Below are 20,022 nucleotides of genomic sequence, written 5' to 3'. Positions count from 1 at the left end.
CGTCTACTCCCCGTCAACTAGGCGCGCTGTCAAGGAAGTTGATCCGGTGAAGTGGGTCACAGATCGCTCGGGCGCTTGGTCGACAAATCAGGAAATCAGCGAATGAAGTGGGTGACCGAAAATCGACGATACCCGCGGTAACGTCGAACTGGCCTGCGACAACACGGAGTTGGTTGATACCGCCCGGTCGGGCTCCTTACATTCCTCGGCCGTGTGCAACTTGCACCGCTCGGGAACGTTCGCCGGCCGCGCCGCTCAGGCACCACCGCGGCGCCGGTCACGGCGGACAGGGCGGAGCGTGCGTACCGCGTCCATACGCGGAACCGCGTCCCGCTCGGGGGGATCCCGGGTCCGTGGAGAGGGAATTACATGTCCGAATGTGCCGATACCACCCGTAGCACCGCTCGTAAGGACAGCGCCCGCAAGGGCCGTACGGCGGCGGTCCTCGCCGGGGCGGCGCTGCTCGCCCCGCTCGGACTGCTGGCCGCGACCGGCGACGCCGACGCGGCGGACAACGGAGTGTGGGACCGCATCGCCCAGTGCGAGAGCGGCGGCAACTGGCACATCAGCACCGGCAACGGCTACTACGGCGGACTCCAGTTCTCCGCCTCGACCTGGCGCGCGTACGGCGGCACGGCCTACGCGCCAACAGCCGACCAGGCCTCCAGGGAACAGCAGATTGCCGTCGCCACCAAGGTCCAGAGCGCCCAGGGCTGGGGCGCCTGGCCGGTCTGCTCGGCCCGCGCCGGAGCCTCCGGCGCCGCACCGGCGGCCGCCTCCACCGGCACCACGGCCACCACGAAGTCGGCCCCGTCGGCCCCGTCGAAGCCGGCGAAGGAGCCGCAGCGCTCGACGGGCCACACCAACCGCAGCTCGTCCCGCAGCGCGTCGCACGGGAACTACACCGTCCGCGAGGGCGACACCCTGAGCAGGATCGCCGAGCGGCACGGGACCACCTGGCAGCGGATCTACGCCGCCAACAAGTCCGTCATCGGCGGTGACCCCGACCTGATCGTGCCCGGTCAGCGACTCGAGGTCTGAGCCGACCCCGGACCGAACGACAGCCGCTGTCCTCATGAGCCCAGCATGAGGACAGCGGCTGTCCGCATCGGCTGGCAGACTCGCATCCATGTTGGAGACCTCGGCACGCCTGCTGCGCCTGCTCTCGCTGCTCCAGGCCCACCGCGAGTGGTCCGGCGCCGAACTGGCCGAACGGCTCGGCGTCACCCCGCGCACGGTCCGCCGGGACGTGGACCGGCTGCGAGAGCTGGGCTACCCCGTGAACGCCAGCCCCGGCACCGGCGGCGGCTACCAGCTGGGTGCGGGGGCCGAACTGCCGCCGCTGCTCCTGGACGACGACGAGGCGGTGGCCGTGGCGGTCGGGCTGCGCACCGCCGCCGGGCAGGGCATCGAGGGCATCGGCGAGACCTCCGTGCGGGCCCTCGCCAAGCTGGAGCAGGTGCTGCCGAGCCGGCTGCGCCGCCAGGTGGGCGCCCTCAACGCGTTCACCGTGCCGATGCTGCGCGGACCGCATCCCTCCGCCGTCGACCCGGCCGTCCTGACCGAACTGGCCAACCTGTGCCGGGACGCCGAGCGCCTGCGCTTCGACTACCGCGCCCTCCCCCACCCCCGAACCGACTCGAGCGGGGGGACCCCCACCGGCACCCCCGGCCGCCGCACCGTCGAGCCGCACCGCCTGGTGTGTACCGAGCGCCGCTGGTACCTGGTCGCCTGGGACCTCGACCGCGCCGACTGGCGGACCTTCCGCGTCGACCGCATCACGCCCAGGCCGCCGCACGGCCCGCGCTTCATCCCGCGCGAGCCGCCCGCCGAGGACCTCGCCGCCTACGTCTCCCGCGGGGTCTCCACGCGCGCGTACGCCGCGCAGGCCGCCGTCCGGCTGCTGGCGCCCCTGGCGGAGGCCGCCCAGCGGATCTCGCCGTCCGCCGGGACGCTCGAGCCCGACGGGGCGGACGCCTGCGTCCTGCGCGCCGGCGCCGCGAACCTGGACGTGATGGTGGTGCACGTGATGATGCTCGGCTTCGACTTCGAGGTGCTGGAGCCCGCAGGCCTCACCGAGGCCATCAGATCGGCCCGCGACCGGCTCTCACGGGCTCTGGGAGAGGTTGCTCCGCGCGGGTGTTCTGTGCCGGATCAGTGAATTTCCTATGCGGTGTCAGCTTGTGCGGCAGTGCCTGGAATCGGAATGGAACGGAAGTTTCCACCGGGCTGTGCCGGGCTATTCGACACGCCGGACCGGCGCGCGGGAATTTCGTTCGATTACCCCGGTAAGCCGTGCGGAAACCCCCGTTCGCGTGACGGAGTTCGGCCGAATCGGGCGTCGTGATCCTGTGACAGAAGTGTGACGGGGAAGGGACGCGCGGCTAGCGTGGCCGTATGGCACCGATTCCCACTCCGTCAGCGGAGCCCCAGGACAGTCCGGAAGGGTACGTCGGCCTCGACGCGGCGCGTGCCGAGCGACTCGCGCGCGAGAGGGGGTGGTCGACGGTGCGGTCGCTGCCGCCGGGCGCGATCATCACGATGGAGTACCGGGCGGGACGGCTGAACTTCGAGGTGCGCGACGGCCGGGTGGCTCGCGCCTGGAAGGGCTGAGAGCCACTCCGAGCCCGCGAGCGGCACGGCGAAGGCCTTGGGTCCTGCGGACAGGACCCGGGGCCTTCGCTCAACGGGGGTGGCTGTGCGTACCGGCCCCGCTGCTTCGCCGGCGGTCAGCCGCCCGTGACGGGGCGGGCCGCCGGGGCCGCACCGCGCGGGACGCGCTCCGGGTGCGGCGGGCGGCGGTTGCCCGCCGGGGTGACCGGGGGGCGCTCCGAACGGGCGGCGTGCGGACTCGGCGTCCGGTGGACCGGGGTCCGGGGCGAGTGGGCCGAGGAGACCGGCTCGCGGGCCGGAGCCGCCCGCTCGGCGGGCGCGGTGCGCGGCTTGAGCGCCACCGGGGTGACCGGGATCGGCGCGGGCGCGGTACGGCCGAGGCGGGCGCGCCAGCGGTCGCGCAGGTCGAACAGGGCAGCCTCGGTCCGGGCGATCGTCGGCTCGCACCACGGCAGCGCCAGCAGGATCAGCAGCCCCGCGGCCCAGCCCAGCAGCACGTCGCTCAGCCAGTGCGTACCGAGATAGACGGTGGCCATCCCGACGCCGAGCGAGGTCACGGCCGAGATCGCGGACAACCAGCGGCGGGCCCTCGGGGTGGAGGCCAGATACGCCAGAATGCCCCACGTCACCACCGCGTTGGCGGTGTGGCCGCTGGGGAATATATCGCCGCCCAGACCCATCTCGTTCGAGCCGATGATCGTGGCGTAGTGCGGTCCGAGACGGCCCATGCCGATCTTGGCGGCGCCGACCGTGATGTTCAGCAGCAGCAGCGAGGCGCCGAGGGCCATCAGCGGGCGGAGCGTGTGCTGCCGCCAGGAGCGCCAGCCCAGCCAGGCCGCGACCATCACGGCGGTGGGGCCGCGCTGGCCGAGCACCACGTAGTAGTCGACGAACCAGTGGATGCCCGACCACTGCTGGTACGGCCGGAAGAACATGACCTGCCAGTCGAGCCGGACCAGCCAGGAGGTGGTCACCACGGCCCACACGATCGCCAGGTAGAAGGCCAGGGTCGCCGAGAACAGGACGACCCGGTGCCGGCTCATCCTCGGCACATCGATGTGGGCCGGCCGTTCCGGCTCACGGTCCAGCCTGGCGAACACCCGGTCCAGACGACGGGTGAGCTTTCGTTCGGTACGCACCCAATCGACGTTACAGCGGGTGAGCTCTCAAGCCGGTCCAATCAGCGGCTTTGTGATGACGATGTGATGTGGGAAACCTCTCAGGAGGGCTGTCAATTACGAGGATTCGACAATCGTCTCCGATCGTATCCGGCAATTCCTTTGATCATGCCGGGTGTTACTTATATAGCGCTTATGAATTCGTTCACCGGGTGATGGGGTGGAATTCTCCGGGTGCTCATCGGACGGGCCGGAACGATCACGGGGGACCGGAACCGTTCAGCCAGAACGCCCCGTAGACCGCGGCGGCCACCGCCAACAGGCCGGTGACCAGCGCGGATCGGGACGTACGCGACCGGGCGAGGGCCGTCGCGAGGGGCAGCAGCAGCGGAAAGGCCGGCAGCAACAGACGCGGCTTGGAGCCGAAGTAGCTCGACGCGCACAGGGCGAGCGCGACGACGACGCCCGTGTACACCAGCAGCGGCAGCGGTTGGCGCTGCCGTACGCCGATCAGGTACAGCCAGATCACCAGACCGACGCCGATGATCAGTCCGGCCCCGGCGAGGGCCGACGGAAATGACGTGAACTTGTCGGCCACGAAGCGGGCGAAGGCATATCCGCCGTCGAAGCCGTTCCGCCAGCCGGCCTGGACGTCCAGATAGCCGAGCGGACCCCTGCCGGTGCGATGGCCGACCCAGAGGACATAGGCGGCGGCGCCGAGGGGAGCGAGGAACATGCCGAGGGCGCGGGACCCGACGAGTGCGCCGGTGGTGAGCCGAGGGGAGTGCGGTGTGGCGGCTGCGCCGTCCGTCGCGTCAGAGGCGCGCTCCCCGCTCCGTGCGCCGTGCGTGGCGGCCGTGCTCCGATCCCGCACGAACGAGACCACTCCGGCCGTCCACACCGCCGCGACCACGGCGAGCCCCACCGGCCGGGTCAGCCCGGCCAGCGCCGCCAGCGTGCCCGCGGTCACCCACCGGCCGGTCAGCACGGCGTACAGCGACCAGGCCGCGAGAGCCGTGAACAGCGACTCGCTGTACGCCATCGACTGCACGATCCCCACCGGCAGCACCGCCCACAGCAGCACCGCGCAGACCCCGGTGCGCCGGCCGTACCCGTGGTCCGCCACCGCGAAGATCCCCCAGGCCGCGGCGAGCGAGGCGAGCAGGCTGACGACGAAGCCGGCGTCGGCGTACGACAGCGGGGTCAGCGCGTGCAGCAGCCGCTCCAGCCAGGGCAGCAGCGGAAAGAAGGCCAGGTTGGAGTGGACGTCGCCGTTGGGCAGCCGCACCTCGTAGCCGTAGCCCAGGTCGGCGACCCGCGTGTACCAGAGGGCGTCCCAGCGGGCGGTGAGCAGCGTGTACGCGCTCTTGCCGCGCGCCGCGCTCCATGCCACCAGGACGAGCAGGCCCAGGGCGCGGACGGCGGCGTACCCGAGGAGGGCCGGGGCCGCCCGGCGCAGGGGTGTGACGCGGGGTGGTGCCACGCGCGTTGCAAGGTCGGTCACGGGCCCGATTATCGGCCCGGCGCGGAACCGGACTTCCCACCGGGGCGCGGTCAAGGGAAGGAGAAGTGGTGTACGCCACATGTTTCCGCGGTGAGGGTGAGAGGTCCGCCACGTGTATGCGGAGCGAACTCGCGTACGCTGACGTGTCACTCGCGTTCGTATGCGCGGGCCGGAGATCCCACCGCTCCTCCGGCCGAAGTCACGGGACACCCCCAGCCCGTGAGCCCGCCGAACCCGAGGAAACTTCTGGGAGGTACGTGCATGTCCGGGACGACCACGGCCGCGTCCGCGCTGCGCCGTCGGGCGGCCGGGGCCGGTGCCAACCGCTGGGTCGTCCTCGTCGTCCTGTGCGTCAGCCTGCTCCTGGTCGCCCTCGACGCGACCGTGCTGCACGTGGCGGTGCCCGCCGTCACAGAGGACCTCAGGCCCGGCGCCATCGAACTGCTGTGGATCGTCGACGTCTACCCGCTCGCCTGCGCCTCGCTGCTGATCCTCTTCGGCACGCTCGGCGACCGGGTCGGCCGCCGGCGGATCCTGCTGCTCGGGTACGCGCTGTTCGGCGTCGCCTCGGCCGTCGCGGCCTTCGCGCCGAGCGCACAGCTGCTGATCCTCGCCCGGGCACTGCTCGGCGTCGGCGGCGCGATGATCATGCCGGCCACGCTGTCCATCCTCCGCCAGGTCTTCCCCGACCGGCGGGAGAGGGCGCTGGCGATCGGCATCTGGAGCGCGGTGGCCGCGGTGGGGGCGGCGGTGGGGCCGCTGCTCGGCGGTTTCCTGCTCGAGCACTTCTGGTGGGGTTCGGTGTTCCTGGTGAACATCCCCCTGATGCTGGTCAGTCTGCCGGTCGGGCGGCTGCTGCTGCCCGAGTCGACGGGTGAGCGGAACGGTCCCTGGGACGTGGTCGGCGCGCTGATGGCGGCCGCCGGGCTGTTCGGGGTGGTGCTGGGGGTGAAGCGGCTCGGGGGCGGCGAGCCGGTGGCCGACGTGCTCACGGTGGCGCCGCTGGTGGTGGGCGCGGGGCTGCTGTTCCTCTTGGTACGGCGTCAGCGGCGGCGGCCGTATCCGCTGGTGGATCTGCGGATGTTCGCGCGGCCGGCGTTCAGCACGGCGGTCGGGTGCATCGTGCTGGCGATGCTCGCGCTGGTGGGGCTGGAGCTGATCGCGGCGCAGTACCTCCAGTTGGTGCTGGGGCTGTCGCCGCTCGCGACCGGCCTCAGGCTGCTGCCGCTGACCATCGCGGCGATGGCGGCCGGGCTGGCGGGGGCGCGGATGCTGCGGCGGTTCGGGCCGCGGCGGATGGTGTGCTTCGGGTTCTGCCTCACGGCGGCGGCCGTGCTGACGCTGACCGGGATGGGCGGGCGGGACAACACCGGGCTGCTGCTGGCCGGGTTCGTGCTGCTGGGATTCGGGCTGGAGACGACGCTGTTCGGGGCGTACGAGTCGATGCTGAGCGAGGCGCCGGCCGAGCAGGCCGGTGGGGCCGCGGCGATCGGGGAGACCTCCTACCAGCTCGGGGCCGGGATCGGGATCGCGCTGCTCGGCAGTGTGATGAACGCGGCGTATGCGCCCGGGCTGGCGTCCGTTCCGGGCGTGCCGGCGCCCGCGGCGGCCTCGGCGGGGCATTCGCTGGGGGAGGCGTACGAGGTTGCCGTGCAGCTGGGCGGGGGCGCGGGGGGTGCGCTGCGGAGGGCGGCGCGGGAATCCTTCGTGCACGGGCTGCACGTGACCTTGCTGGTGAGCGCGGGGCTTTTGCTGCTCGGGGCGGTGATGGCGTTGCGGTTGCCGCGGGTGATGCAGTGCGAGGGTGTTTCTGGTGAGGTGCCCGCGCCCCGTGAGCCTGAGAGGTCCCGCGTGTCCGCCTGACGCCTTGGTCTCCCACCCACGCACCACCTGTGCGGGTTGGTTGAGGGGTGGGGCTCTCCTGTGGGGATTGCTCGTCGTCGGCGACTGCCGCGGTGAGTCCGGCTTTCGCCCGAGCGGGTTGTGTCGCACGGCGCCACGGTCAGCCGCGGGCGGCGGGGAACCCCCACGGGAGACGTCCACCGCCCAGCCAACCCGCACGGGGTGGTGTGCCGGTGGGAGAGTGTGGGGTGGACTGGCCAGGCCGTACGTCGTAACGTCGGGGCAGAAATCTGGCTAGCGGTGCTAGTTTTACCGGAGGGTCCATGTCCGCGTCCTCGAAGTTGCCCCCGTTCGACCCGGCCGACCCGCTCGGCATCGACGATCTCCTGGAACCCGAGGATCTGGCCGTCCGGGAAACCGTGCGTGCCTGGGCCGCGGACCGTGTGCTGCCGTATGTCGCCGAGTGGTACGAGAAGGGCGAGCTGCCCGGCATCAGGGAGCTGGCGAGGGAGCTCGGCGGGATCGGGGCGCTCGGGATGTCCCTCACCGGGTACGGCTGCGCCGGGGCGAGCGCCGTGCAGTACGGACTGGCGTGCCTGGAGCTCGAGGCCGCCGACTCGGGGATCAGGTCCCTGGTCTCGGTGCAGGGGTCGCTCGCCATGTACGCCATCCACCGCTTCGGCGGCGAGGAGCAGAAGCAGGCCTGGCTGCCCCGTATGGCCGCCGGCGAGGTGATCGGCTGCTTCGGGCTCACCGAGCCCGACCACGGCTCGGACCCCGCCTCCATGCGGACGTACGCCAAGCGCGACGGCGGGGACTGGGTGCTGAACGGCCGGAAGATGTGGATCACCAACGGCTCCGTCGCCGGAGTGGCCGTGGTCTGGGCGCAGACCGACGAGGGGATCCGCGGATTCGTCGTACCCACCGACGCCCCCGGCTTCTCGGCGCCCGAGATCAAGCACAAGTGGTCCCTGCGGGCCAGCGTCACGAGTGAGCTCGTCCTCGACGACGTGCGGCTGCCCGCCGATGCCGTACTGCCGGAGGTCGTCGGGCTGGGGGGCCCGCTCAGCTGTCTCTCCCACGCCCGCTACGGCATCGTCTGGGGCGCCATGGGCGCGGCGCGGTCCTGTTTCGAGGCCGCCGTCGACTACGCGAAGTCACGGGAGCAGTTCGGTCGGCCCATCGGGGGCTTCCAGCTCACCCAGGCCAAACTCGCCGACATGGCGGTCGAACTGCACAAGGGGATTCTGCTCGCCCACCACCTGGGGCGGCGCATGGACGCCGGCCGCCTGCGTCCCGAGCAGGTCAGCTTCGGCAAGCTCAACAACGTCCGCGAGGCCATCGACATCTGCCGGACGGCGCGGACGATCCTCGGTGCCAACGGGATCTCGCTCGAATATCCCGTGATGCGGCACGCGACCAACCTCGAGTCGGTGCTCACCTACGAGGGCACCGTCGAGATGCACCAGCTCGTGCTGGGCAAGGCGCTCACCGGGCTCGACGCCTTCCGCTGACCCCGGGAGCGGGGCAGGGCCGGTGAGCGGCCCTGCCTCAGCTCTGGTTGAAGAAGCCGTCCGAGCGGTGGGACCTGGCCTCCCCGCTGACGATCTCGGTGTCCGCGGGCGTCAGCAGGAACACCCGGTTGGAGACGCGGTCGATGGAGCCGCGCAGGCCGAAGATGAGCCCGGCCGCGAAGTCGACCACGCGCTTGGCGTCGGCGGGCTCCATGGCCGTGAGGTTCATGATGACCGGTACCCCTTCCCGGAACAGCTCGCCGATGGCCCGGGCGTCCCGGAAGCTGTCCGGGGTCACCGTGCCGATCCGGCGGCCCCTCTCCTCGGCGACGTCCGTCGCCACCTTCACCCGCGGGTCGGTGACCCAGGCATCCCCGGGCTCGCTCCCCTCGGAGTAGTCGTCGTCGTAGTAACGCTCGTCATCGTTGTCGTCGACGAGGCCGAGCCACGCACTCGCCTTGCGTACCGATCCCATGGACGCCTCCTCTCACAGCGGTCTTCGTTGCTTCCGCATCCCTATGGTCATCCATGATGCGGACGGCGCGCCAAGTGGATAGACGCCGCGCGGGGGGTTTGTGACGGTACTGGTGCACAGCGAATCCGTCGAGAGCCCGTGTGCCCCAAGGGTCCTGCTCTACACGACTGCTGACTGAGAGTGAAATATTATTGTCACCGGCGTACGGGTGACGCGTGGTACGTACGGGTGAGGGTGGGGGCTGCTCCGAACCGACTGTCGGTCGATACGATGCCGCAGCTCAACGTCGCGTCACATCACGGGGGATCATCGTGTTCGGAATCGTCAGGCCCTGTAGTCACCGTCTCGGTGAAAGTCTCAAGACGGAGTGGCTGGCCCATTTGTGCGGGTTGTGCCTCGCATTGCGCGGGGACCACGGGCAATTCGCGCGCATAGTCACCAACTATGACGGGCTTCTCATATCTGTTCTGACGGAGGCTCAGGCGCGGCAGGGCGGCCGTCTGCGGCGTACCGCCGGGCCGTGTCCGCTGCGCGGGATGCGCACCGCCTCCGTGGCCCAGGGTGAGGGTGCCCGGCTCGCGGCGGCCGTCTCGCTGGTGCTGGCCTCGGCCAAGGTGCGCGACCATGTCGCCGACGGCGACGGACTGCTGGCCCGGCGGCCGGTCGCGCTCGCCGCGCGCCGGGTCGCCGTCAACTGGGGACGCGCGGGTGCCCGTACCGGCGCGGACATCGGGTTCGACACCGCCGTGCTCGTCGACGCCGTGGACCGGCAGCTCGGCATCGAGTCCCTCGCGGGCCCGGGAACGCCGATCCTGGCCGTCACCGAGCCCACCGAGACGGCGACCGCGGCCGCCTTCGCGCACACCGCCGTGCTGGCCGGGCGGCCGGGCAACGCCGAACCGCTCGCCGAGGCCGGCCGGCTCTTCGGACGGCTGGCCCACCTCCTGGACGCCGTGGAGGACCGCGCCGCCGACAGCGAGTCCGGCGCCTGGAACCCGCTCACCGCGACCGGCACCTCGCTCACCGAGGCCCGCCGGCTCGCCGACGACGCACTGCACGGCATCCGGCTCGCCCTGCGCGAGGCCGAGTTCGACGACGGGAAGCTGGCGCACCTGTTGCTCGTGCATGAACTGCGCCGCTCGGTGGACCGGGCGTTCGACACCCGGTCCTGCGGGCACGCACCCGAGGCCTCCTTCGGACCGCCCCCGGGCCCGCACGCGCCCCAGGTGCCGGGAAACCCCTACGGCAACCCCTTCGGCGGTGAGCCGCCGCGCCCGGAGAAGCGGGGTTTCTGGGCGGGCTGTGCCGCCGCCCTCGGGCTGTGCTGCACCTGCAAGATGTGCTGCGCAGACGAGTACGAGGGCCCCTGGTCGCGCAAGAAGCGCGAGGGCTGCTGTAGCGACTGCGACTGCTGCGACTGCTGCGACGCCTGCCAGTGCTGCGAGTGCTGCGAGTGTCTCTCCTGCTGCGACTGCGGTCTGTGACGCTCTCTCAGTTCCTCAGCTCCGGCGGGGAGATCCGCGACCGGTCGATCGCCGAACCCGTCGTACCCCACTTCTTCAGGATCTTCCCGTACGTGCCGTCCGCGATGAGCTTGTTCACCGCGGCCCGGAAGGCCGGTGCCAGCTTCGTGCCCTTCTTGAAGGCGAAGCCCACGTCGAGCCGGTGGTACTCGTTGAGGAACTTCAGTCCCTGCTGGTGGGCGACGGCGTAGCGCAGGCCGTTGATGGTGGACATCACGATGTCGCTGCGCCCCTGCTGGAGGGAGGACCAGATGGCGCTGGACTCGGCGTAGGTCTGCACGTTGTAGGCCTTCTTGCCCGCGTCGGCGCAGACCTTCTTGTTGTCCTCCAGTGTCGCCTCGAAGGTCGTGCCGGCGCCGGTGGCGACGTTCAGGCCGCACAGCTGCTTCAGGTCGGTGACCTTCGACAGTTTGCTGTCCTTGCGGGTGGCGAAGCCCTGGCCGTCGTTGACATAGGTGACGAAGTCGATGGTCTTGCGGCGTTCGTCGGTGACGCCGAAGTCGTACTTGCCGCTGTCAAGGGCGGGCAGGATGGCCTCGAAGCTCGCCTGCTCCACCTTGAGCTTGATGCCCAGTACCTTCGCCACGGCCTTGGTGAAGTCGACGTCCTGGCCGGTCAGGGTCTTGCCGTCGGCCAGGTAGGTGGTGCCGGGCGGGGTGCCGTTGACGCTGACGGCGACGGTCAGGCTCTTCACCCCTGAGGGCAGCAGCTCGGCGGCCGACGTGTCCTTGCCGATGCCGGAGGCGATGTCCGTGGTGGGGACCTTGTCGGCCTCGGCCGCGGCGCCCACCGCGTCGGTGGAGTCACCCGAACCGGAGCCGCATGCCGTGAGGAGCAGCGTCGCCGAGGCGATCAGGGCAAAAGGTGCGAAATGGCGTTTACGGGTACGCGTGGGCCTGTGCATCGTGTGCTGTCTCCTGGAAAAGGAAGGCAAGCGGGGGCGCGAGGGGAGGGGTGCGCGTGTGAAGGCGAAGAGGGAGAGACGCGGAAGACGCCCGACCGATCAGGGGATCAGGGCGCGCAGTGGGGTCGGCTCAACAGGAACAGGACCACACACGACCGAAGTCGATGTGGGAGCGGGTGACCAGCCACTGCTGTGGATGCATGGGCCAAGTGGAACAGGCATCCGGTTCCCCGTCAACCGACTTGAGACGTACCGCTCACATCATGGACAGCCTTGACAGTGAGGGGAAACGGCCCCGTACAGTCGACGCACGGCCCTGCTGAGGGGCTCGGCCGTAGCGCGCCGTGCGGCGCGCCCGTGTGAAGGCATCCACCCGTGTTCCATCTGCGTCACGGAGCCTTCCCATGTCTTCCGACACCCTCGCCAAAGTCCCCGCCGCGCCGGACATACCGGAGCAGGCCGACACCCCGCGGATCGTTCCGCAGCGGCGGCTCGGCCAGTGGACGGCCGCCGCCGTCGTCCTCGCCCTGCTCGGCCTCGCGGTCAACTCGGTCCTCCGCAACGAGGCGTTCCAGTGGGACGTCGTCGCCGCATACTTCAGCTCCGACTCCATCCTGCGCGGCCTGTGGCTCACGCTGTGGCTGACCGCGGTGGTGATGGCCCTCGGCTTCGGCCTGGGCACCCTGCTCGCCGCGTTCCGGCTCTCCGCCAACCCCGTCCTGCGCGCCGTGAGTTGGGGCTACGTGTGGCTGTTCCGGTCGATCCCGATCCTGGTGCAGCTGCTGCTGTGGTTCAACATCGGGGCGCTGTACCCGCACATCCTCGGGGTGAGGACGGTCGACCTGCTCAGCCCGGTCGCCGTCGCGATCATCGGGCTCACCCTGCACGAGGCCGCGTACGCCGCCGAAGATGGGGGTCCCCCCGCTCGAGCGAAGCCGAGAGTGGGGGAGCGCGGCGGCATCCTCTCCGTCGACCGCGGCCAGATCGAGGCCGCCCAGGCGCTCGGCCTGAGCCGCCGGCGCCGCTGGTGGCGGATCGTGCTGCCGCAGGCCATGCGCTCCATCGTGCCGCCCGCCGGGAACATGCTGATCGGCACCCTCAAGGGCACCTCCATCGTCAGCGTCATCGCCGTCAACGACCTGCTGTTCTCGGCGCAGTTGATCTACCACCGCACCTACCAGGTCATCCCGCTGCTGATGGTCGCCACGATCTGGTACACCATCGTCACCTCGGTGCTCGGCGTCGGCCAGCACTATCTGGAGAAGCACTACGCGCGCGGATCGGAGCGCACCCGATGAGTGCGTCCAGACCGGCACTGGTGATCGTCGGGGCCGGGCCGCGGGGGACCGGTCTCCTGGAGCGCATCGCCGCCAACGCGCCCGAGCTGTACGCCGGCGCGGGCCTCGACATCCACCTCGTCGACCCGCATCCGCCGGGCGCCGGACGCGTCTGGCGGGCGGCGCAGTCCCCGCTGCTGTGGATGAACTCGCACGCCGAGGACGTCACCATGTTCACCGACGAGACGGTGGAGATGGCCGGGCCGGTGCGCGAGGGCCCCACCCTCCACGAGTGGGCGGGCCTGGACGGACGCACCTTCGCGGACCGCCGGAGCCAGGGCGACTACCTGCGCTGGGTGTACGACCAGGCAGTGGCCGACCTGCCGCCGGGCGTCACCGTCCACCACCACCCCCGCCGCGCCCTGCGCGTCAGCGGCTCGCCCGAGGGCCGCCAGCAGGTGTGGCTGGAGGGCCGCCCGCGCCCGCTCCTCGCCGATCTCGTCGTCCTCGCCGTCGGCCACCTCGACGCCGAACCCGACGCGGAACAGGCCGGTCTGACGGCGTACGCCCGTGCGCACGGCCTGGTGCACCTCCCGCCCGACTACACCGCCGACAGCGACCTCACGGCGCTGAAGCCCGGCGAACCCGTCCTCGTCCGGGGCTTCGGGCTCGCCTTCGTCGACCTGATGGTGCTGCTCACGGAGGGACGCGGCGGGCGGTACGAAGGGGACGCCTACCTCCCCTCGGGCCGCGAGCCGGTCCTGTACGTCGGCTCGCGGCGCGGAGTCCCGTACCACTCGAAGATCGGCTACGACTGGACCGGCGAACGCCCCCCGCTGCCCCGCTTCTTCGGGCCCGCCGAGGTCGGTGAACTGCGCGCGCGGCCGGAGGGCTTCGACTTCCGCCGGGACGTGTGGCCGCTGGTCGAGAAGGAGCTCGGCTTCGCCCACTACCACCGGCTGTTCACCGCCCACCCCGAGCGGACGGCCATCGCCTGGCGGGACTTCGAGGAGAAATACGCCGCGGGGGACGCCGCCGCCATCGAGGCCCTCGTCGCCTCCGCCGTACCGGACCCCGGCGACCGGCTGGACCTCGCCGCGCTCGACCATCCGCTGGACGGGGTGCGGTACGGCTCGCACGAGGAGTTCCAGGACGGGCTGCGCGAGTACATCGAGGGCGACCTGGGCCGACGGCACGACGCCCGGCACAGCGCCGACCTGGCGGTCTTCCTCGGGCTGCTGTCCGTCTACGGTCAGCTGATCCGGCTCGGCTCCGTCGGCCCCTGGTGGCACGGCTTCTTCAGCTACCTCGCCTCCGGGCCGCCCGGACCCCGGCTGCGGCAGATGCTCGCCCTGTCCCGGGCGGGACTGCTCCGGTTCGCGGGCGCAGGCCTGACCGTCGCCGCCGAGGACGGGGTGTTCCGGGCGTCGAGCCCCACCGTGCCCGGCTTCTCGGTCGAGGCACGGGCGCTGGTGGAGGCACGGCTGCCCGAGCCCACCGTCGGCCGGGCCCGCGACAGCCTGCTGCGCGAACTGCATGCCGACGGGGCCGCCGAGACCCCCGACGGGCTGCTCCGGGTGGACCCCGGCGACGGGCGGATCCTCGACCGGGATGGCCGGCCGCACCCCCGGCGCTTCGCTCTCGGCCCTTACACCGACGGCCGTACCCCGGGTGCCTTCACCCGGCCGCGCACCGGCGGGCCCGCCTTCCGGCAGAACGACGCCACCGCCCGGGCCGTGCTGGGCTTCCTGCGGGACCTGGCGCGTCCCGCCGCCGCGTGACCCGGGCCCACCACAACTTCCGCCAGCAAGGGATTCACTCGTTGACCTCCTCATCGCCGTGAACGACGGGGATTCCTTCCCTCGCGGGTCGGGCTTTCTGCTTCACAGCCCGCTGCCGCCTGGGGTTACCAGCGAAGGGACGGTATGCCGCCCACGGTCTTGCACAAGCTCCACAGACCTGACTTCCCGCCGGCCCGGCGGTAGACCCGACGGCTTGGTCATCGCCGCCTGACACGACGCGAAGTATCGCAATCCGCACGCTGCGCGACCGGCGATCCCCGGATCTGTTTCCTCCCCGGCTTGAAGGCCTGGGTTTCCACGCAAGGAGTTTCGATGAGCGACATCGTCGACATGGTCGACATCAGGTCCGTCCACAAGAGCTTCGGCTCGCTCGAAGTCCTGAAGGGCATTGACCTGCGGGTGCGCGCCGGCGAGGTCACCGTCGTGCTCGGGCCCTCCGGCTCCGGCAAGTCGACGCTGCTGCGCACCATCAACCACCTGGAGAAGGTGGACCGGGGCACGATCAGCGTGGACGGCGCCCTGATCGGCTACCGGCGGTCCGGCGACAAGCTGCACGAGCTGCCCGAGCGCGAGGTCCTCAGGCAGCGCACCCGGATCGGCTTCGTCTTCCAGAACTTCAACCTCTTCCCCCACCTCACCGTGCTGGAGAACGTCATCGAGGCGCCGGTCTCCGCGCTGAAGCGGCCCCGCGGGCAGGCGGTGGAGCAGGCCGGCCGGCTGCTCGCCCGGGTGGGACTGGCCGACAAGGCCGACTCCTACCCCAAGCAGCTGTCGGGTGGTCAGCAGCAGCGGGTGGCCATCGCCCGCGCGCTCGCCCTGGAGCCGAAGCTGCTGCTCTTCGACGAACCGACCTCCGCGCTCGACCCCGAGCTGGTCGGCGAAGTCCTCGCCGTCATCAAGGACCTGGCCGCCCAGGGCACCACGATGATCGTCGTCACGCACGAGATCGGCTTCGCCCGCGAGGTCGCCGACACCGTCGTCTTCATGGACGGCGGCCGGATCGTCGAGCAGGGCACACCTGCCGACGTACTCGACCGGCCGCGGCACGAGCGGACACGGGCGTTCCTCTCCAAGGTCCTCTGATCCGGGGCCTCCACAAGCCCCCAGGTCCCCGAGAAAGGGTCCCGCCACATGAGCTCATCGCACGGCCGGGCGCTGCTGCACCTGGCCGCCGCCGTCGACCTGCCGTCGACGTACGACGCCGGTTCCCATGTGGAGCTGGCCCGGCTCGCCGAGAGCGGCGGGCTCGACTTCGTCACCCTCGACGACACCTTCGCCCGCCCCGACCCGGACGCGTTCGCCGTGCTGTCCCGGGTGGCGCCCGCCACCCACCGGATCGGCCTGGTCCCGACCGTCGCGGCCACGCACACCGAGCCCTTCCACGTGCGGGACGCCGTCGCCGCCCTCGACCGGGTCAGCCGCGGCCGGGCGGGCTGGCGGATCGACGTCTCGCCAGACGAGGGCGAAGTGGCCGAGACGGCCGCACGGTTGTGGGACAGCGCGCCCGGGTCCCCGCAGGGCCACCCCGTCCGGGTGGTCGACGCCACCGAGGGGCCCGCCGTGGCGACCGCGGCCCGGCACGCCGACGTCGCCCTGGTCCGCGCCGCCGACCCCAGGCAGGTCGCGGCCGTACGGGACCGGCTGCGGGCGTCGGCCGCCGAGTCCGGGCGGGACCCGGGCAGCCTCCGGGTCCTGGCCGGCCTGATCGTCGACCTCGGCGACGGCGAGCACGCGGCCGAGCCGGGCCACGGCGGGGGCGGCCCCCGGCAGACCGTGCGGGGCCCGCTGTACCGGGGTGGCCCCGTCGACCTCGCGGAGCTGATCGCCGCCTGGCACGCGGACGGCGTCGCCGACGGTTTCCACCTCACCCCGGCCGAACCGCGCCGTGACCTGGAGCGGCTCGTCAACGGCACCGTCGCGCTGCTCCAGCACCGCGGCCTGTTCCGCACCTTCTACCCGGGCAGCACGCTCCGGGAGCACCTGGGCCTGGCCCGGCCCGCCCGTCCGGTGCGGTCCAGCCCGGTATGGAATGGCTGAACCCACATGGAATTGTTGATCAGCATATGGAAGGTTTGAGCACATGACGACGGACGCATCCGACGGCTGGAAGAGGTGGCACGCGGACCGTGTGGACGCGGTGTCCGCGCCCTACGGGCCGCTCGCGCTCATCGGCACGCACTGGATCGAGGATTATCCGGAGGGGCGACTTCCGGACATCCCCGGCACCTGGGCCGTGGACGGTGACGCGGTGCTGCTCACCGCCACCGGGGCCGACGGCCTCACCGTGGACGGCCGGCCCTTCTCCGGCGCGATACGCCTGGCCGCCGACGGCGGGCCGGAGGAGTCGTCCCGGGTCGCGCTCGGCGGGCGGCGGCTGGTCGTGCTGATACGGGAAGGAGTCTGGGGAGTCCGGGACTACGACCCGGACGCCGAGGGCCGCCGAAGCTTCCGGGGCATCGAGGCCACCTCGTACGACCCGCGCTGGTCGGCGCCCGGGCGCTTCACACCGTACGACGGGACGCGCACCGTCCGGGTCGCGGCCGCGGACGGGGTCGAGCGCGGGCTCGGTCTCGCCGGTGAGCTCGCCTTCGCCCTGGACGGGCGGGAGTCGACGCTCCAGGTGGCGCGGCAGGCGAGCGGTGCGCTGTGGGCGGTGTTCGCCGACGCCACCAGCGGCGACACCAGTTACCGGTTCCGGTTCCTGTACCCGGCCGCACCCGACGCCGACGGCCGCACCACCGTCGACTTCAACCGGGCCGTGCTGCCGCCGTGCGCCTTCGCCGACCACTTCCTGTGCCCGCTCCCGCCACCGGGGAACACGCTGGAGGCCGCCGTCGAGGCGGGGGAGCGGCGACTGCTCTGAATCCGCCGCCCTCCGGGGGGAACTGGCAGGGCGTCAATCACCTGAATCGCATCAAGAACACACACAGACGACACGGATCGCACACAGCCGCACGGCCGAAAGGCGCCCTTGCGCCTACCGGCCGTTCGGCCGAATACTCCCCCACAGCGCTTGTCAGGGGCACGGCATGCCCGAAATCCGGGTGTTGACACTCCCTGGCTGCGCCTCACGGGCCCCGACCCCACGCGGGCCCCCGACTTCCCCTGGGAGGGAACGAAAAGTGAGGATCAAGCGCAACACCCCGCGCAGCCCCATCGCGAGACGGACCCGGCTGATCGCCGTGTCCACCGGCTTCGTGGCCGCGGCCGCTTTCGCCGTCCCCACCGCGAGCGCGAGCGACGCCCAGACCTTCAGCACCGCACAGCTCAGCACGGTGAGCGGTTCCGTGCTCAAGGCGGACATCCCCGGCACGGCCTGGGCCGTCGACAGCAAGACCAACCGGGTCGTCGTCACCGTCGACAACACCGTCTCCAAGGCCGAGATCGCCAAGATCGAGCGGCAGGCGGGTGCCAACGCCGGTGCCCTGACCATCAAGCACACCGCGGGCAAGTTCAACAAGCTGATCACCGGCGGCGACGCCATCTACGGCGGCTCCTACCGCTGCTCGCTCGGCTTCAACGTGCACAGCGGGAGCACGTACTACTTCCTGACCGCGGGCCACTGCGGTGAGGTCGCCTCGACCTGGTACAGCAACTCCGGTCACACCACGACCCTGGGCACGAACGTCAGCTACAGCTTCCCGGGCAACGACTACGCGCTGGTCCGCTACACCAACTCCTCGATCGCGCACCCGAGCTCGGTCGGCAGCCAGACCATCTCCAGCGCGGCCACGCCGTCCGTGGGTACGACGGTGTACCGCCGCGGCTCCACCACCGGCACCCACAGCGGCCGGGTCACCGCACTGAACGCCACCGTCAACTACGGCAGCGGTGACATCGTCTCCGGCCTGATCCAGACCACGGTCTGCGCCGAGGGCGGCGACAGCGGCGGCCCGCTGTACGGGGGTTCCGTGGCCTACGGTCTGACCTCCGGCGGCAGCGGCGACTGCACCTCCGGCGGTACGACCTTCTTCCAGCCGGTCACCGAGGCGCTGAGCGCCTACGGCGTGAGCGTCGGCTGACGATCCCTCCGGGTCGGCTCCGGGAGAGCCCCCGCGCGCGAACCCGCGTGCGGGGGCTTTTCCTTGCGCGGCGGGGGCGAAAACAAGCCACGGCTTGATGTCACTGTCCGCTGAAGGTTACTCGCGCGTAGTGTTTGCAGTGCGAATTCCTCTGGGCGGCCGTCGGCGGTCAAGGAGGAAGGGGGCGCGCGGCGCCTTGGTACGCGCGTCCTGAAGTCGACCTTGTGTGCTCCCTGTGCGGTTCGGAAGAGTAGGCGCCCGTCAACCAGCCTTCCGGTCCGCGGGTTCCCCACGACCCCCGGACCGACCCCCCACAGGAGGACGTGAGTTGAAGCACCGACGCATACCCGGGCGGCGGGCGGTCGTGGCAGGTGCGGGTGTCGCCGCACTGGTCGCCGCGGGAGTCACCTTCCAGAGTGCGAACGCCAGCGAGCCCGCGAAGACCGCTGCGCCGCAGACCCTTTCGGCCCCGGCGGCCGGAAAGCTCGCCACCACGCTCGTCGGCGACCTCGGCGCCGACGCCGCGGGCACCTACTACGACGCGAAGGCGAAGAGTCTCGTCGTGAACGTGCTCGACGAGACCGCCGCCAAAACCGTCGAGGCGGCCGGCGCCAAGGCCAGAGTCGTCGCGAACTCCCTCGCCGAACTCGACGGCGCCCGCACGACGCTGAAGCAGGACGCCACCATCCCCGGCACCTCCTGGGCCACCGACCCGGTCAGCGACAAGGTCGTCGTCACGGCCGACAGGACGGTCTCCGGGGCGCAGTGGGCCAAGCTCACCAAGGTGGTCGACGGACTCGGCGGCACGGCCGAACTCAAGCGAAACGCCGGGGAGTACAAGCCCTTCCTGGCGGGCGGCGAGGCGATCACCGGCTCGGGCGGGCGCTGCTCGCTCGGCTTCAACGTGGTCAAGGACGGGCAGCCGTACTTCCTGACCGCGGGGCACTGCACCGATGCCATCTCGACCTGGTCGGACTCCTCCGGCGCCGTGATCGGGAAGAACGAGCAGTCCAGCTTCCCGGGCAACGACTACGGCCTGGTGAAGTACACCTCGGGCACCGACCACCCGAGCGAGGTCGACCTCTACAACGGCTCCGCCCAGCGGATCACCGCCGCGGCCGAGGCCACCGTCGGCATGAAGGTCACCCGCAGCGGCTCGACCACCCAGGTGCACTCCGGCACGGTCACCGGTCTGAACGCCACGGTGAACTACTCGGAGGGCACCGTCAGCGGCCTCATCCAGACCGACGTGTGCGCCGAGCCCGGTGACAGCGGCGGCTCGCTCTTCTCGGGCAGCAATGCGATCGGCCTGACCTCCGGCGGCAGCGGCGACTGCACCGCCGGCGGCGAGACGTTCTTCCAGCCGGTCACGGAGGCGCTGTCGGCCACGGGCGCCCAGATCGGCTGATCCCCGAGCGCACCGGATCG

Annotated in this window: 17 protein-coding genes; 13 read left to right on the top strand and 4 right to left on the bottom strand. The window is 71.3% G+C overall.

The window, feature by feature from the left end; genetic code table 11:
* Positions 1-369: 369 nt before the first annotated feature.
* From ACWGJM_RS04780 to ACWGJM_RS04770, 3 genes are all read left to right on the top strand, one after another.
* Positions 370-1,041: a transglycosylase family protein gene (locus ACWGJM_RS04780; RefSeq protein ID WP_453410221.1), complete on the top strand. Its 672-nt coding sequence runs from the start codon at positions 370-372 to the stop codon at positions 1,039-1,041.
* Between the two features lie 88 nt (positions 1,042-1,129).
* Complete coding sequence (locus ACWGJM_RS04775; protein ID WP_453410220.1) at positions 1,130-2,161, top strand: helix-turn-helix transcriptional regulator; 1,032 nt, start codon at positions 1,130-1,132, stop codon at positions 2,159-2,161.
* A gap of 236 nt (positions 2,162-2,397) precedes the next feature.
* On the top strand, positions 2,398-2,613 hold the full coding sequence (locus ACWGJM_RS04770; protein ID WP_361440382.1) for an I78 family peptidase inhibitor: 216 nt from the start codon (positions 2,398-2,400) through the stop codon (positions 2,611-2,613).
* Positions 2,614-2,729: 116 nt separating this feature from the next.
* Here the strand turns inward: ACWGJM_RS04770 and ACWGJM_RS04765 are convergent, their stop codons facing one another.
* Together ACWGJM_RS04765 and ACWGJM_RS04760 are read right to left on the bottom strand one after the other, a co-directional pair.
* Complete coding sequence (locus ACWGJM_RS04765; protein ID WP_453410219.1) at positions 2,730-3,752, bottom strand: phosphatase PAP2 family protein; 1,023 nt, start codon at positions 3,750-3,752, stop codon at positions 2,730-2,732.
* A 238-nt stretch (positions 3,753-3,990) separates the two neighbouring features.
* Positions 3,991-5,235 carry a mannosyltransferase family protein gene (locus ACWGJM_RS04760; protein WP_453410218.1) on the bottom strand — a complete coding sequence of 415 codons (1,245 nt, stop codon included), beginning with the start codon at positions 5,233-5,235 and terminating at the stop codon, positions 3,991-3,993.
* A 261-nt stretch (positions 5,236-5,496) separates the two neighbouring features.
* Here ACWGJM_RS04760 and ACWGJM_RS04755 point away from each other — a divergent pair, with 261 nt between their 5' ends.
* Together ACWGJM_RS04755 and ACWGJM_RS04750 are read left to right on the top strand one after the other, a co-directional pair.
* Positions 5,497-7,098 carry an MFS transporter gene (locus tag ACWGJM_RS04755; RefSeq protein ID WP_453410217.1) on the top strand — a complete coding sequence of 534 codons (1,602 nt, stop codon included), beginning with the start codon at positions 5,497-5,499 and terminating at the stop codon, positions 7,096-7,098.
* A 302-nt stretch (positions 7,099-7,400) separates the two neighbouring features.
* Positions 7,401-8,591: an acyl-CoA dehydrogenase family protein gene (locus tag ACWGJM_RS04750; RefSeq protein WP_453410216.1), complete on the top strand. Its 1,191-nt coding sequence runs from the start codon at positions 7,401-7,403 to the stop codon at positions 8,589-8,591.
* Between the two features lie 37 nt (positions 8,592-8,628).
* Here ACWGJM_RS04750 and ACWGJM_RS04745 read toward each other — a convergent pair whose 3' ends face one another.
* On the bottom strand, positions 8,629-9,066 hold the full coding sequence (locus tag ACWGJM_RS04745) for a cell division protein SepF (RefSeq protein WP_453410215.1): 438 nt from the start codon (positions 9,064-9,066) through the stop codon (positions 8,629-8,631).
* 311 nt (positions 9,067-9,377) lie between these two features.
* Here ACWGJM_RS04745 and ACWGJM_RS04740 point away from each other — a divergent pair, with 311 nt between their 5' ends.
* The gene (locus ACWGJM_RS04740; RefSeq protein WP_453410214.1) at positions 9,378-10,550 is read left to right on the top strand and encodes a DUF5685 family protein; all 1,173 of its coding nucleotides are present in this window, start codon (positions 9,378-9,380) and stop codon (positions 10,548-10,550) included.
* A gap of 7 nt (positions 10,551-10,557) precedes the next feature.
* Here ACWGJM_RS04740 and ACWGJM_RS04735 read toward each other — a convergent pair whose 3' ends face one another.
* Positions 10,558-11,493, bottom strand: a complete 936-nt coding sequence (locus ACWGJM_RS04735; RefSeq protein WP_453410213.1) for a transporter substrate-binding domain-containing protein — start codon at positions 11,491-11,493, stop codon at positions 10,558-10,560.
* Positions 11,494-11,897: 404 nt separating this feature from the next.
* Here ACWGJM_RS04735 and ACWGJM_RS04730 point away from each other — a divergent pair, with 404 nt between their 5' ends.
* The 7 genes from ACWGJM_RS04730 (at position 11,898) to ACWGJM_RS04700 (ending at position 20,002) form a co-directional block, all read left to right on the top strand.
* Positions 11,898-12,791 (top strand): amino acid ABC transporter permease, encoded by an 894-nt coding sequence (locus ACWGJM_RS04730; protein ID WP_453410212.1) that lies wholly within the window; start codon positions 11,898-11,900, stop codon positions 12,789-12,791.
* A complete protein-coding gene (locus tag ACWGJM_RS04725; RefSeq protein WP_453410211.1) occupies positions 12,788-14,551 on the top strand; it encodes an FAD/NAD(P)-binding protein in 1,764 nt (587 codons plus the stop codon). The genes ACWGJM_RS04730 and ACWGJM_RS04725 overlap by 4 nt, the downstream gene beginning before the upstream one ends.
* A 333-nt stretch (positions 14,552-14,884) precedes the next feature.
* Positions 14,885-15,655, top strand: a complete 771-nt coding sequence (locus tag ACWGJM_RS04720) for an amino acid ABC transporter ATP-binding protein (protein ID WP_453410210.1) — start codon at positions 14,885-14,887, stop codon at positions 15,653-15,655.
* Positions 15,656-15,703: 48 nt separating this feature from the next.
* Complete coding sequence (locus tag ACWGJM_RS04715; RefSeq protein WP_453410209.1) at positions 15,704-16,609, top strand: LLM class flavin-dependent oxidoreductase; 906 nt, start codon at positions 15,704-15,706, stop codon at positions 16,607-16,609.
* A gap of 43 nt (positions 16,610-16,652) precedes the next feature.
* Complete coding sequence (locus tag ACWGJM_RS04710) at positions 16,653-17,435, top strand: DUF1684 domain-containing protein (protein WP_453410208.1); 783 nt, start codon at positions 16,653-16,655, stop codon at positions 17,433-17,435.
* 259 nt (positions 17,436-17,694) lie between these two features.
* Positions 17,695-18,594 carry a S1 family peptidase gene (locus ACWGJM_RS04705; protein ID WP_453410207.1) on the top strand — a complete coding sequence of 300 codons (900 nt, stop codon included), beginning with the start codon at positions 17,695-17,697 and terminating at the stop codon, positions 18,592-18,594.
* A gap of 328 nt (positions 18,595-18,922) precedes the next feature.
* The gene (locus ACWGJM_RS04700) at positions 18,923-20,002 is read left to right on the top strand and encodes a S1 family peptidase (RefSeq protein WP_453410206.1); all 1,080 of its coding nucleotides are present in this window, start codon (positions 18,923-18,925) and stop codon (positions 20,000-20,002) included.
* The last annotated feature ends 20 nt before the right edge of the window (positions 20,003-20,022 follow it).

It is taken from the genome of Streptomyces sp. NPDC054834 (assembly GCF_053611185.1).
This window is presented reverse-complemented; position numbering and strand designations above follow the sequence as displayed.

Coding starts and splice junctions, on each gene's coding strand:
- ACWGJM_RS04725 (WP_453410211.1), top strand. CDS start 12,788: ATGAGTGCGTCCAGACCGGCACTGGTGATCGTCGGGGCCGGGCCGCGG.
- ACWGJM_RS04775 (WP_453410220.1), top strand. CDS start 1,130: ATGTTGGAGACCTCGGCACGCCTGCTGCGCCTGCTCTCGCTGCTCCAG.
- ACWGJM_RS04745 (WP_453410215.1), bottom strand. CDS start 9,066: ATGGGATCGGTACGCAAGGCGAGTGCGTGGCTCGGCCTCGTCGACGAC.
- ACWGJM_RS04715 (WP_453410209.1), top strand. CDS start 15,704: ATGAGCTCATCGCACGGCCGGGCGCTGCTGCACCTGGCCGCCGCCGTC.
- ACWGJM_RS04710 (WP_453410208.1), top strand. CDS start 16,653: ATGACGACGGACGCATCCGACGGCTGGAAGAGGTGGCACGCGGACCGT.
- ACWGJM_RS04720 (WP_453410210.1), top strand. CDS start 14,885: ATGAGCGACATCGTCGACATGGTCGACATCAGGTCCGTCCACAAGAGC.
- ACWGJM_RS04770 (WP_361440382.1), top strand. CDS start 2,398: ATGGCACCGATTCCCACTCCGTCAGCGGAGCCCCAGGACAGTCCGGAA.
- ACWGJM_RS04735 (WP_453410213.1), bottom strand. CDS start 11,493: ATGCACAGGCCCACGCGTACCCGTAAACGCCATTTCGCACCTTTTGCC.
- ACWGJM_RS04750 (WP_453410216.1), top strand. CDS start 7,401: ATGTCCGCGTCCTCGAAGTTGCCCCCGTTCGACCCGGCCGACCCGCTC.
- ACWGJM_RS04755 (WP_453410217.1), top strand. CDS start 5,497: ATGTCCGGGACGACCACGGCCGCGTCCGCGCTGCGCCGTCGGGCGGCC.
- ACWGJM_RS04780 (WP_453410221.1), top strand. CDS start 370: ATGTCCGAATGTGCCGATACCACCCGTAGCACCGCTCGTAAGGACAGC.
- ACWGJM_RS04730 (WP_453410212.1), top strand. CDS start 11,898: ATGTCTTCCGACACCCTCGCCAAAGTCCCCGCCGCGCCGGACATACCG.